The sequence below is a fragment of the Mesorhizobium sp. WSM4808 genome, from assembly GCF_055811675.1.
Map to the genome: position 1 here is coordinate 439,443 of NZ_JBVVQX010000003.1, position 13,233 is coordinate 452,675.

At 64.4% G+C, this 13,233-nt stretch carries 10 protein-coding genes and 1 pseudogene; 4 read left to right on the forward strand and 7 right to left on the reverse strand.

The annotated features are described in order from the left end of the window. Nucleotides 1-20 precede the first annotated feature (20 nt). Nucleotides 21-839: an N-formylglutamate amidohydrolase gene (locus tag AC0L2U_RS07425; RefSeq protein ID WP_473601677.1), complete on the reverse strand. Its 819-nt coding sequence runs from the start codon at nucleotides 837-839 to the stop codon at nucleotides 21-23. A gap of 144 nt (nucleotides 840-983) precedes the next feature. Between AC0L2U_RS07425 and AC0L2U_RS07430 the strand changes: the two genes are divergently transcribed. From AC0L2U_RS07430 to AC0L2U_RS07440, 3 genes are all read left to right on the forward strand, one after another. Beyond that, nucleotides 984-1,811: a MurR/RpiR family transcriptional regulator gene (locus AC0L2U_RS07430; RefSeq protein ID WP_127318706.1), complete on the forward strand. Its 828-nt coding sequence runs from the start codon at nucleotides 984-986 to the stop codon at nucleotides 1,809-1,811. Nucleotides 1,812-2,004: 193 nt separating this feature from the next. Beyond that, nucleotides 2,005-3,168, forward strand: coding sequence for an efflux RND transporter periplasmic adaptor subunit (locus AC0L2U_RS07435; RefSeq protein ID WP_473601678.1), 1,164 nt, complete (start codon nucleotides 2,005-2,007; stop codon nucleotides 3,166-3,168). Continuing rightward, complete coding sequence (locus AC0L2U_RS07440) at nucleotides 3,165-6,296, forward strand: efflux RND transporter permease subunit (RefSeq protein ID WP_473601679.1); 3,132 nt, start codon at nucleotides 3,165-3,167, stop codon at nucleotides 6,294-6,296. Before AC0L2U_RS07435 ends, AC0L2U_RS07440 begins: the two co-directional genes overlap by 4 nt. Before the next feature lie 62 nt (nucleotides 6,297-6,358). On the opposite strand, the gene AC0L2U_RS07445 is transcribed toward AC0L2U_RS07440, so the two are convergent. The 6 genes and pseudogenes from AC0L2U_RS07445 to AC0L2U_RS07470 all read right to left on the reverse strand — a co-directional run bounded on the left by AC0L2U_RS07445 (nucleotide 6,359) and on the right by AC0L2U_RS07470 (nucleotide 12,263). Beyond that, nucleotides 6,359-6,769, reverse strand: coding sequence for a GtrA family protein (locus AC0L2U_RS07445; RefSeq protein ID WP_127269060.1), 411 nt, complete (start codon nucleotides 6,767-6,769; stop codon nucleotides 6,359-6,361). Further along, nucleotides 6,766-7,575 carry a ChbG/HpnK family deacetylase gene (locus AC0L2U_RS07450; protein ID WP_127269059.1) on the reverse strand — a complete coding sequence of 270 codons (810 nt, stop codon included), beginning with the start codon at nucleotides 7,573-7,575 and terminating at the stop codon, nucleotides 6,766-6,768. Before AC0L2U_RS07450 ends, AC0L2U_RS07445 begins: the two co-directional genes overlap by 4 nt. After that, nucleotides 7,572-8,561, reverse strand: coding sequence for a glycosyltransferase family 2 protein (locus AC0L2U_RS07455; protein WP_127329411.1), 990 nt, complete (start codon nucleotides 8,559-8,561; stop codon nucleotides 7,572-7,574). The genes AC0L2U_RS07450 and AC0L2U_RS07455 overlap by 4 nt, the downstream gene beginning before the upstream one ends. Then, on the reverse strand, nucleotides 8,554-9,717 hold the full coding sequence (locus tag AC0L2U_RS07460; protein ID WP_127809361.1) for a glycosyltransferase 87 family protein: 1,164 nt from the start codon (nucleotides 9,715-9,717) through the stop codon (nucleotides 8,554-8,556). Before AC0L2U_RS07460 ends, AC0L2U_RS07455 begins: the two co-directional genes overlap by 8 nt. Before the next feature lie 215 nt (nucleotides 9,718-9,932). After that, a pseudogene (locus AC0L2U_RS07465) lies at nucleotides 9,933-10,969 on the reverse strand (zinc-binding dehydrogenase). A 52-nt stretch (nucleotides 10,970-11,021) separates the two neighbouring features. After that, nucleotides 11,022-12,263: an acyl-CoA dehydrogenase family protein gene (locus tag AC0L2U_RS07470; RefSeq protein ID WP_128289366.1), complete on the reverse strand. Its 1,242-nt coding sequence runs from the start codon at nucleotides 12,261-12,263 to the stop codon at nucleotides 11,022-11,024. Between the two features lie 115 nt (nucleotides 12,264-12,378). On the opposite strand from AC0L2U_RS07470, the gene AC0L2U_RS07475 reads away from it, so the two are divergent. Further along, nucleotides 12,379-13,194, forward strand: coding sequence for an SDR family oxidoreductase (locus AC0L2U_RS07475; protein WP_127398842.1), 816 nt, complete (start codon nucleotides 12,379-12,381; stop codon nucleotides 13,192-13,194). Nucleotides 13,195-13,233 lie beyond the last annotated feature (39 nt).

Here is a 13,233-nt window from a genome sequence, read left to right on the forward strand (position 1 = left end):
TTTGTCCCCTTTTTAAGTTCTTAGCTGGCCGATTGAACTGACTTTCCCATTGCACGTTGTCGGGAGCCCCTGGCCTCCTCGGGCTCCAGATCCAGAAAAATGCCCGTGAGCAGATCCGCCCATTTCCGCTGCCCGGTCTCGCCGGCGATTTCGTCGTTGCGGATTTCGATCATCGCGCAGAGCAAGCCGCGCGAGCGCGCATGCCGTTCCAGCGTGAAGTAGACGCGGTCGGCCGGCGAATAGGGCTCGTTGACGCCGACAGCGATGCCGGCAAGCCGCTTCAGCGCTGATATCAGTGGTGCCGCCAGCCGGCGATCCTCGTCATGGATGATGCCGATATGCCAGGGCCGGTTGCGGCCCTTGTAGATTGGCGTGAAGGAATGCACCGAAACCAGCCGGGTTTCCCGCCCACGCGCCAGCCTGTCGTCGACAACATGCTCGATGGCGGCATGAAACGGCTGCCATGACAGCGCGACACGGGCCGCACGCTCACTTTCCGACAGGCCGGTATTGCCCGGTATGGCCGTTGTCTCACTGACCGGCGGCACCAGATCGGGCGCGTCGAGCGGCCGGTTGCAGTCGACAACGAGACGCGAAATGCAGGTTTCGACCAGAGTCGCGTCAAGCGCCTGCGCCATGCGGCGGGCAACAGGCAGCGCGCCGGGATCCCAGGCGATGTGGCGCGACAGGTCCCCGGCGACAAGGCCGAGCGTGCCGAATTCGGCCGGCAGGTAGTTCGAGGCGTGATCGCAGGTCAGCACGAATGGGCTCGATCCGGCGGGGTTCGTCACCCTCACGGTATCAGACGATGCAAGGCTGGCGGGCCGTGCTTTCTCCATACTCTGCCGTCCCCGGGGAGCGCTGTATCGTATGTTACGTATTTTGCCTCATTGCGTCCCTGTGGATGATTTCATACAGTTTGTCCGGCTTTGTCAAATGCGATCTCGGAAAAGGCCTTCGGCCGAGCCAGGGGTGGGGAAAACATGATTTCCAGCATTGCCGAACTGATCGCCGATCGCCTCGGCACGATGCCGGCCGGCGAACGGCGCGCGGCCCAGACACTGATCGCCAACTATCCGATGATCGGCCTGAAAACGGTCGCTGAATTCTCGGCCGCGGCGGGCGTCTCCTCGCCGACGATCCTGCGTTTCGTCGCCCGGCTGGGTTTTCAGAACTATCCGGAATTCCAGTCGAGCCTGCAGGACGAACTGGCGGCGCAACTGCAATCGCCGGCAACAAGGACGCTCAACCCGCCCTCGCCCGGCGGCGGCACGGCGTCGCCGATGCTGGAAGCGACGCTCGACAATATGCGCGAGACGTTCAGGCACCTCTCCGACAGGCAGCTTGCCGACATCGCCGCCCGGCTCGCCGACCGGCGCGGCAAGACATTCCTGATCGGCGGTCGCTTCACCGATCCGCTGGCGCGCTACATGGCCGCCCACCTCGCCGTCATCCAGCCGGATGTCTTTCACCTCGCCGGGCAGGAGAGCATGTGGCGCGACCGGCTGATCGACATGGGCAAGCGCGACGTGCTGGTGATCTTCGACATCAGGCGCTACCAGGACAGCCTCGTCCGCTTCGCCGAGAAGGCGCATCAGCGTGGCGTCCAGATCGTGCTGTTCACCGACCAGTGGCTGTCGCCGATCGCCCGCTTTGCTCGTCATGTTATCGCCGGACGAACCGCGGTGCCGTCGGCATGGGACTCTTCGGCTGCCCTTTTCGTTGTCGCCGAAACGCTGATCGGCGCCGTCACCAGGCAACTGGAAGCAGAAGGCGCCAAACGCATTCGCGAGATGGAAAGTCTGCGTTAGTGCCTGTGCGACGATCCAAAGCGTTACGCATATTTTCTCAAAGGTTACATATATTTAATGTGCGCAGCCCCCGGAGAATTGTCATAAAGACGCGATATCGAGGCGGCTTCTTTGCCTTACAATAGCCTCGCTGCGTCTGCTTCATTTCGGGAAACCGGTAGACGGAAGGATTGTTTTACCAAACGGAGTGCCGATGGCCGCCTGGAAACAGATACTTTTTGGACTTGTGGTGCTGGTGGTGGCGGCAGCCGCCTGGCTGCGCTTTTATCCCGGCGCGCCGGACGTGCTGGCACGCTGGGGCATCGACTGGGCCTCCGCGGCAACGCCCCCGGCTGAGACCGGCGCCGCCAACGCGAAGCAGGCAAACGGCCGTAATGGCGGCAACCAGCGGGTGAACGTGGTCGCCCTTGCCGCCACTTCGGCTGTTATCAACGATCGCCTGCAGGCAATCGGCACCGGCCGTGCCAACGCCTCGGTGACCGTTAATCCCTACAGCTCCGGCCGACTCGCCGAACTGCTGGTCGCATCCGGCAGCCATGTCGATAAGGGACAGATCCTCGCCACCCTGGATTCCGAGACCGAAGTGATCTCTCAGGACCGCGCCAAGCTCGCCTTGCAGGATGCGCAGGCCAAACTCGACCGCGTCAGGTCGCTTCGTGCCTCCAATGCCGCGACACCAGTCGCAGTGGCCGATGCCGAAGTGGTCTTGGCCGGCGCCAAGCTGGCGCTTCAGGATGCGGAACTGGCGCTGCAGCGCCGGTCGATACTGGCACCGATCGCTGGCACTGTCGGCATCCTGCCGATCTCGGCCGGCAATTATGTCACCAACCAGTCGGCCATTGCCACGCTCGACGACCGGTCCTCGATCCTGGTCGATTTCCTGGTGCCCGAGCGCTTCGCTGCCGCCGTCAAGGTCGGCGCACAATTGACGGCGACGCCGATCGCCAATCCCAGCAACGCTTATAGCGGCACCGTTTCGGCCATCGACAACCACATCGATGAAAAGAGCCGCACCCTGCTGGTCAAGGCCAAGATCGCCAACCCTGCGGATTCGTTGCGCGCCGGCATGTCGTTCGGCATCACCATGAAATTTCCGGGGCAAATCTATCCGGCCGTCAGCCCGCTGGCGATCCTGTGGGGGTCGGACGGCGCCTATGTCTGGCAGATCGGGGATGGCAAGGCCAGGCGGGTCCCGGTGCGCATCATACAGCGCAACACCGAGACCGTGCTGATCGACGCCGAGATCGACAATGGCGACATGGTGGTCACAGAGGGCACCCAGAGCGTCAGCGAGGGCGGCGCGGTCCGCCTTGCAGGTGAAGAGCAGCGCGCCGCGGACGCCGCCGCAGGCACATGACCAGCCCCGCCAACACTGCCAGCGAGACCGGCTTCACCGCCCTGTTCATCCGCAGGCCGGTGATGGCCTTCGTGCTGAACACACTGATTGCGGTCGCCGGCCTGGCCGCCTTCTACGGCGTCGAGATCCGCGAACTGCCTGATGTCGATCGCGCGGTCGTCACCGTTTCCACCACCTTCGAGGGCGCGGCGGCCGAGACCGTCGATCGCGAGCTGACCGACACCATCGAGGGCGCCGTCGCCCGCGTCTCCGGCGTCAAGTCGATCTCGTCGTCTTCCTCATTCGGCTCAAGCCGCGTCACCATCGAGTTCAACGATGGCGTCGATCTGAATGTCGCCGCCTCGGACGTGCGTGATGCCGTCGGCCGCGTCGCCAACCAGATGCCGGACACCGCCGATCCGCCGCGCATCGTCAAGGCCGACGCCAATTCCGACCCGGTGATGCGGCTGGCGGTGACCTCGGACAACATGTCGATCCAGGACATGACCGTGGTGGTCCAGGACCAGATCGAGGACGAGTTGGCCGCCGTGCCCGGTGTTGCCGACGTCCAGGTCTATGGCGACCGCGACAAGATCTTCCGCATTGACGTCGATCAGAACAAGCTGGCCAGCCTCGGCTTCACGGTTGCCGACCTCAGGGCCGCCCTTGCCTCGGTCGCCTTCGATTCCCCTGCCGGTTCGATCACCACGACCAACCAGGACCTGATCGTCCGCACGACTGCCGACGTCACCACGCCGGGAGAGTTCGAAAACATCATCGTCGGAGGCACGACGCGCATCCGCGACGTCGCCACCGTCACGCTCGGCCCCGATGTCGGCCAGACCACATTGCGTTCGGATGGCAAGACCGGCATCGGCATCGGCGTCATCCGCCAGGCGGAATCGAACACGTTGGACATCTCGACCGGCGTCCAGTCCGCCGTCGCCAAGTTGCAGGAAAACCTGCCCAAGGGCATGTCGATCAAGATCACCAGCGACGACGCGGTCTTCGTCAAGGGCGCGGTGCACGAGGTCGAGATCGCGCTCGGCCTGTCCGTCACCATGGTGCTGATCGTCATCTATGTGTTTCTCCTTGACTGGCGCGCGACGCTGATCCCCGGCCTGGCGATGCCGGTCGCCATGATCGGCACCATCGCCGCCATCTATCTGGCCGGCTTCTCGGTCAACATCCTGACCCTGCTCGCGCTGGTGCTGGCGACCGGCCTGGTCGTCGACGACGCCATCGTCGTGCTCGAAAACATCGTGCGACGACGCAACGAAGGCATGGGACCGCGTGCGGCCGCTGTGCTTGGCGCGCAGGAAGTGTTCTTTGCCGTTATTGCCACCACCTTGACGCTGGTCGCCGTCTTCGTGCCGATTTCGTTCCTGCCCGGCCAGACCGGCGGCTTGTTCCGCGAATTCGGCTTCGTGCTTGCCATGTCGGTGCTCTTGTCCTGCGTGGTCGCGTTGACGCTGTGCCCGATGCTCGCCTCGCGCATGCTGACCGGCGCATCGCTCCACCACGAAGGTGGCCATGGCATCGGCGCCCGCATCGGCGGCGCGCTCAATACGGCCTACAAGCGCAGCCTGCACGCCTGCCTCGACGCGCCATGGATCGTGCTTCTGGTCGCGGTGCTGTTCGCCGGCACCGCCTTCACGCTGTTCGGCGCCATCCGCCAGGAGCTGACGCCGACCGAGGACCGCGCCGCCGTGCTTCTGCGCATCAGCGCCCCGCAAGGCGTCAGCCTCGACTACACAACGCAGCAGATGCAGAAGATCGAGAGACTGATCCAGCCGATGCGCGATTCCGGCGAGATCCGCAGCACTTTCGAAAATGCCGGCCAGAACGGCTCCTACAACTCCGGCTTCATGGTGATGACGCTGGCGCCGTGGAACGAGCGCAGCCGCAGCCAGCAGGAGATCATGGCCGAGATCAGCCAGCTGACCAGGCAGGTGCCGAGCGTGCGTATCTTCCCGGTGCAGCCCAACAGCCTGGGTATCCGTGGCGCCGGCAACGGCCTGCAGTTCGCATTGGTCGGCAACGACCGCAAGGCGCTCGGCGATGCCGCCGTGAAGATCATCGCCGAGATGCAGAAGGACCCGCGCTTCCAGACACCGCGCCTGTCCATCGACCCGACGCAGCCGCAGCTCGCCGTGGCCATCGACCGCGAGCGCGCCTCCGACCTCGGCATCGACATATCAGGACTGGCCAACACCTTGCAGGCCATGCTCGACGGCAACGACGTCGTCGACGTCTACATCGCCGACCGCAGCTACGGCGTGAAGCTGGTCTCGACCACCAATCCGATCAACGATCCGACGGATCTGGAGAACATCTTCCTGAAAACAGCCGACGGACGTTTCGTGCCGATGTCGACCATCGCCACGCTGACCGAACGCGCCGTGCCGCCGTCGCTGTCGCGCGAACAGCAGCAGCCCTCTGTGGCGATCACGTCCAACCTCAGCGGCGACTTCGCGCTTGGCGATGCGCTCACCCGCGCCGAGCAAATCGCCACGCCGCTGCTGCCGCCAGGCAGCCGCATCCTGCCGCTGGCCGAGGCGGCGACGCTGGGCGAGACCAACAGCGCCATGGTCACCATTTTCGGCTTCGCGCTGGTCATCATCCTTTTGGTGCTGGCCGCCCAGTTCGAAAGTTTTGTCAGCGCCGTCATCATCATGGCGACGGTGCCGCTCGGGCTGGCCTGTGCGATTTTCGCGCTTCTCCTCTCGGGCACCAGTCTCAACGCCTACAGCCAGATCGGCCTGGTGCTTTTGGTCGGCGTCATGGCCAAGAACGGCATCCTGATCGTCGAATTCGCCAACCAGTTGCGCGACCGCGGGCTTGGCGTGCGCGAGGCGATCGAACAGGCCTCGATCATCCGCGTGCGGCCGGTGATGATGACGATGATCTGCACCGTGCTCGGCGGCCTGCCGCTGGTGCTGGCGAGCGGCGCCGGTGCCGAGGCGCGCGTCGCGCTCGGCTGGGTCATCGTCGGCGGCCTGGGGCTGGCCACCGTCTCGACGCTGTTCCTGACGCCGGTCGCCTATCTCCTGCTTGGCCGCTTCGTCACGCCGAAGACCCACGAGGAAGCCCGACTGAAGCGCGAGTTGGAGGAAGCCGCCTACACCAATGTGGAGCCGGCTGAATAGAAATCCCAGGAAAAGTGTGTAGCGGTTTTTCGTCCGGAATTTCGTAAGAAAAATAATTCTGCCTATCTCAAGAACCGGCCTTCGATCGACCAGCGCGCGGCGAGGAAATTCAGCACCGCCGCCACCACGACGCCGCCGATTTTCGCCGGCCACACCCCGATGATGCCGGCGAACAGCGCGATCGAGAGGCTGGAGACACCGAGCGAAATCAGCGCTCCAAGCGTGGCGAAACGAAGGAACGCGTCATGCAGCCGGATGGCTCGATTGCGCTCAAACGACCACAAGCCGTTCGCCGCGAAGGAAAAGGTGACGGCGACGAACCAAGCAGCGATGTTGGCCGGCACCGGCGGAACCCCGAGCTTGAGCAGCAGGAAAAAGCTGGCAAGGTCGATGGCCGTGTTCGCCAGTCCGACAATGGCGAAGCGGACGATCTTGCTGCCGGCCGAACGCTGGGGCCGATCGGCGTCGCTCATCTCTTGCCGTCCAAGATCTCGACGCCGGCGCGGGCCAGGCTGGCTCCGAACGCGTCCGATGCGAGGGCCGCGAATTCGACCTCGCGCACACCTTGCATCATGTCGCGCGCGCGCAGCGTCTCGTCGACATGGCCGGGATGACACATGAACAGCCCTCGCTCTGGCAACCCTTCGACGGCGGCCTGCAGAACCGCAGCGAACTTTTCGGGTTGCCGCCAGTCATAGATGCCGGCGAGCGGCTGGAAAACGGTGAAGCCCGCGCGCTGCATCGAGCGGTTGAACCCGGCGGCGAGCGCGGCAATCGCAGCGACTTTCGCTCCCGCGGCCAGCGTCGGGGCGCCGCGCAGGGCCGGCCTGTCGGCGCCTTCTGGAAACCGTGCGCACAGCCATGTGCGCACGACGGGAAGGAAATGCACATGCTGATGCCCGTCGACGAAATCGGGGCGGCGGCCAAGCGCCTCGACGAAGCGGCTGTACTGGGCGTCAAGCTCGGCATGGACATGGCGGGCGCCGATGCGGCCGCGCAGAACAGGCAAGGCCAGTGCGCGGAGCGGTGGCAGCCGGCCTTCCGGCGCCAGGGCCGACCGGCCGGTGACGGCCAACTGGTCGGTCAAGGTGAGGTGCAGCCCAACCGCAGCCCGGCCGCACAGCGGTTTTATGCGCTCTGCCTCCTTTGCCCACTCGGGAAAGCCGGTCATGCAGCTGGTGCCGGTCAGGCGCCCCCGATCGAGAAGATCGAGAATCCCGGCGGAAACGCCAGGCGCCAGGCCGTAATCGTCGGCGATCAGGCGAATGCGCCGCGTCATCTGTTCGAAGAGCCCGGCTCCGGCCGGTCGGCGGGGGCATCGCTGCGCACGACATCGCGCACGAGATAGACCGGCCGATCCTTGCTCTCGCTGAGCGTCACCCAGACATATTCGCCGATCAGGCCAAGCAGGGTCAGGTTGAGGCCGCCGAGCAGAACGACGGCAACCAGCAGGCTGGGGTAGCCCGGAACGGCAATGCCGTAGAAGATCACCTCGAAGAACACCTTTGCACCATAGAGCGCGCCGGCCAACGCCGCGAGCAGCCCGCTAAGACTGATCAGGCGCAGCGGAATGACGGAGAACGAGGTGAACCCTTCGAGCGAGAAGGCGATCAGGTTGAGCCGGCTCCATTTCGATGTGCCACTGGCGCGGCCTTCCGGCGAATAGGGCAATGCTTTCTGGCGAAAGCCCGCCCAGGCAAACAGGCCCTTGTTGAAGCGACGCTTGTCACGCAGGCTGGTCAGTGCGCGCGCCACGGCGCCGCGCATGACGCGAAAGTCGCCGGCATTTTCGGGAATGTCGAAACGCTGGCTGCTGTTGATCAGGCTGTAGAAAAGCCGTGCAAGCTGGCTGCGCCGCCAGCTCGCCTCGCGGCGGTCGTTCTGGGCGTAGACGACGTCGATGTCGGGGTGGTTCACCAGCTCGGCGATCAGCTTCAGGCTGATGTCCAGGGAATGCTGGAGGTCGGCGTCCATGATCAGCACCATGTCGCCGCGCGACTGGTCGAGGCCGGCGAGCACAGCGACTTCCTTGCCGAAATTGCGGCTGAGGCGGACGATCTCCCACGATCCCGTCAGCGCCTGCGAAAATCGTCCGGCGCCATCGTCACGGCTGCCGTCATCGACCAGGATCTTGTGCACGGTCATGCCGAAGCGCTGTGCCACGGCCGCTTCGAGCTCGCCGAGCAGGCGCGCGAAGGCCGATGCCGAAGCCGCCTCGTTGAAGAATGGCGCAACGATATCGAGGCTCTGTCGCAACTCAGCCATTCGCGACTCCCGCATTCACCACCTTTTCCCGTGCCTTGGCCCAGAACCACCAGATCAGCAAACCGGCGATGAAAGTGATGGCGACCGGCCGGAACCAGGGGAAGAGGAAATCGTGCACATGGCGCTCGACGCCGCTCAGGCCGGTCACGAACAGCGTCATCGACAGCACCGAGGCGAGGACGCCGCCTCGTTCTTCGCGCCACAACAGGGCGATGGCAAGACCGGCTGGTACCGCGATCATGGCAAAGGTGTTGGGCTCGACGCGCGGGTTGAAGACGCACATGTAGAAGGTGGCCGTCAGGAAGATCGCCAGCGCTGCCTTTCCCCCTTCGAGCCTGCGGTCGAACCAGATGACGGCTGAAAGCGTAAGGAGGGCCATGACCATGCGCACGATCGTTGCGCCGAATTCCGGTATCGGCAGCCCTACCGTGGTGAACGGTGCCGTGAAATCGGTGGACACGAAATGGCTGGTATTGTCGACGGCCATGGAGGTCAACATCTGGGCGAAGACACGATACTGATCGTTGAGATAGCCGGCGGGAGCAAAAGCGTAAGGCAGTGCGAGCACGAACAGCACCGCCAGCACCAGCACCGGTATCAACCGAAGCCGAAGGGCTCCTACCAACAACAGCATTATGATCGCGGTCGGCTTGGCGATGATGGCAAGCGAAGCCCAGAAGAACGTCTCCGCCCGTCGCCCTTCCAGCGCCGACAATGTGAGAAGCCAGCAAGCGCCGGTCAAAAGGATCGTCGCCTGGCCGTTGCGGATCGCGCCGAGCGCCATCGGCAAAGCGAGGAAGAGGCCGAAAGAAAGCAGCCACATCAACTCGCCACCACCGAGCTTGCGCACCTGCCGCATCGCGGCAAAGGTCAGCACCGCAAACCCGAGGGAGTGCCACACCACGCCGCCCAGATGCGGACCGAGCTTGACTATCGGAGTGTAGAGCGCGGCGAAGGCCGGCGCGTAGAGATACCCCATCTCGGATTGGGTGTCGTAGAGCGGCAGACCGGCCAGAAGCGCCTCGCTGCCATCTATATAGGCCTTCCACACCGTCCGCGTGTACGGCGACCTCAGGACCATGGCAAGAACGACCAGGAACGCTCCGATCCACAGGCCAAACCCCAAACGGTCGAAAACCGGCTTGGAAATCGTCATCAAGGCACCCCACACAATCCCGGAACAAGCTCAGTCCAGCCTGTCCCGGCATTCGATGGCGGCGGCATATCACGGACGCAGCGGCATGGCATAGGGGGCTTGATGGACGCGGATATCGGCCTGACGGTCCCGAGGCGGCGGATAACCGGCAATCTCTGACGCAAAGCACTCCGAGGCCCCCTCGCGTCCAAGCTTCTCGAATCTTTCGAATTGGCCTAAGGCCGGATGAACACCTTGCCGTTCGGCTTAGCCAGTTCCGCTGGCACCCGCGCCATCGCCTCGGCAAGCGGCACCACCGCCGTCACGTCGGTCGACCAGCGCCCATTGGAAAAACGCTTCTGCGCTTCCAGGATCGCCGGGCCGCGGCGATCGCGGAACTGGCGCATCCACTCGCTCAGCCAAAAACCTTCGATATGCTTATGCTGGAAGATCAGTTGGCCGGGCTCGCGGATAACAGTGGCTTCGGGATCGAGCTTCCCGTAGATGATCCAGCGCGACCGCTTCGGCATAATGTCGAAGATGGCGGAAGCCAGCGGCCCGGTCACCGCGTCGAGAAAGATGCGCGGCTGCTCGGCCTTCACCACCTCGCGTAGCGCCGCCTTGAAATCCGGCGCCTTTTCGTTGAGGACGTGCGCCGCGCCGAGCGCTTTCAGCGCCGCGATCTGGTCGTCGCGGCGCACGGTGACGATCGGCCGGAAGCCCTCTCCGTTGCCAGGCCAATGATCAGCTTGCAGAGCTGGCTGGCGCCGGCGGTCATCATAAAGGCCTTTCCGCCTTCCTCCTTGACGACGTCGAACATGGCGAGCGCGGTGAGCGGGTTGACGATCATCGCCGCGCCATCCTCGTCGCGAACGGTGTCGAGCAGCGGGATGCAAACATCGGCCTCGGCTACGGCATAGTCGGCCCAAGAGCCCCAATTGGTGACGCCCGTGGCAAAAGCGACACGCTTGCCGATCAGGCCTTTGGGATAGGGTTCGTCCCCGCTGGCGACGACAATGCCGACGCCCTCGAAGCCCGCCGGCTGTCCCTTGGCGCGCGGCTGGCCGTACTGGCCCTTGACGAAGGCGACATCGGACGGATTGATCGAGGCGAGACTGACCTTGATCAGCACCTGCGTCGGTCCGGGTGTCGGCACCGCGATGTTGCCCGGCTCGAGATAGGGCTCCATCGCCTCCAGCACGCTGCCGCTCGGCGTCCTGGTGTAGCCGTCGCCGACCGGCAGCAGCGCCTTCATTTCGGAGGGGACGGCCATTGGAACACTCCGTGCTTGGGCTGTCGGCATCGCCGGATGACGATGCCGGCGCTCAGACCTTTTCCTGCGTGTATTTCTTCAGCTCGGTGCGCGCCACCTGACGGCGATGCACGGCGTCCGGCCCGTCGGCAAGGCGCAAGGTCCGCAGATGCGTCCACGACCGCGCCAGCGGCGTGTCCTGGCTGATGCCTTGCGCGCCGAACATCTGCACCGCTTCGTCGGTGACCTTGAGCGCGACGCGGGGTGCCACCACCTTGATCTGGCTGATCCAGGGGGCCGCGGCGCGGGCGTCGCCCTGGTCGATCATCCACGCCGCCTTGAGGCAGAGCAGCCGGGCCATTTCGATCTCCATGCGGCATTCGGCGATGATGTCGAAATTGGCGCCGAGCTTTGCCAGCTTCTGGCCGAAGGCCTCGCGGCGCAAGGAACGCTGGCACAGCATCTCGAGCGCCATCTCGGCCTGTCCGATGGCGCGCATGCAGTGATGGATGCGGCCGGGGCCGAGCCGCCCTTGCGCGATCTCGAACCCCCTGCCTTCGCCGAGGATCAGGTTCGATGCCGGTACCCGCACATTGTCGAAGCGAAGATGCATGTGGCCGTGCGGCGCGTCGTCATCGCCATAAACCTGCATGGCCCGCACCTTGGTCACGCCTTTTGTGTCCGATGGCACCAGGATCATCGAATGACGGCGGTGCTGCGGCTCGTCATCGCCGCCGGTCCTGACCATGACGATGTAGATGGCGCAGCGCGGATCGCCTGCGCCCGAAGCCCACCATTTCTCGCCGTTGAGCACATAGTCGTCGCCCTGACGTTCGCAGCGCATGGCAATGTTGGTGGCATCGGACGAAGCGACATCCGGCTCGGTCATCAGATAGGCCGAGCGGATCTTGCCGTCGAGCAGTGGCTCGAGCCATGCTTTCTTGAGGTCGGCCGAGCCGTACCGCTCCAGCACCTCCATGTTGCCGGTGTCGGGCGCCGAGCAGTTGAAGGTCTCCGCACCAAGATGCGCCTTTCCCATTTCCTCGGCCAGATAGGCGTATTCGACGGTGGAGAGGCCGTAGCCGCGTTCCGAACCGGTCAGCCAGAAATTCCACAGGCCGCGCTCTCGTGCGGTCTTTTTCAGCCCTTCGAGGATCTCGCTCTGGCGCGCACTGTAGACCCAGCGGTTGCCTGTCTTGCCCACTTCGCTGAGGAATTCATGGTCGAGCGGCATGATCTCGTCGCGCACCATGGCCGCGACGCGCGCGTGGATCGGCTTCAGCCGCTCGGTCATGCCGAGATTCATCTCCGTCATCGGTCGCTAACCCTTCATGCATGCCAGGCATTTTGTCAGTGGCAAGGATGACCGTACTTCGGATAGCCTTGTCAACGCGAACTGTTTGCCCGCATGCCGAGCGCGGAGGATTGTGATGAGCTATCTGGACGAGCTGTTTTCGGTGGCCGGCAAGACCGCGCTGGTGACGGGTGCCGCGACCGGCATCGGGCGCATGGCGGCGACCGCGCTGGTGCAGGCCGGCGCCAACGTGATGATCGCGTCGCGCAAGGGCGATGACTGCATCAAAGTCGCCGAAGAACTGAACGAGCTTGGCGCATCCGGCCGGGCCGAAGGCTTCGCCGGCGATGTCTCCAGCGAAACCGGCATTGCCGCACTCGTCGCCGAGGTCAAAGCACGGACCGGGAAACTGCATATTCTGGTCAACAACGCCGGCGTCTCCTGGGGCGCGCCGCTGGAAAGCTTCCCCTATTCGGCATGGGCCAAGGTGTTTGGCGTCAACGTCACCGCGGTCTTCCATCTGACCCGCGAATTGCTGCCGCTGCTTGATGCCGCCGCCAGCGACGCCGATCCGGCCAGGGTGATCAATCTCGGTTCGGTGATGGGCACGCAGCCGCTGGCCGACGACGCCTATTCCTACACGGCGTCCAAGGCAGCCGTGCATCATCTGACCCGCACCCTTGCGCTCGAGTTCGCCGGCCGCCGCATCACCGTCAATGCCTTCGCTCCCGGCCCCTTCCAGAGCCGGATGACGGCATTCGCCACCAGTACGGATGAGCAGGCCAGGCACGTCGGCAGCCATGTTCCGATCGGCCGTATCGGCGCACCGGATGACATTGCCGGCGCAACGCTCTATTTGTGCAGCCGTGCAGGCAGCTATGTCACCGGCGCCATCCTGCCGATCGACGGCGGACAGTCGGTGCAGCATGGGCTGACCCTGTTCAAGGAATGACATTTTCCGGCCACAGAAGCCGGGGGTGAACTGGAGGAC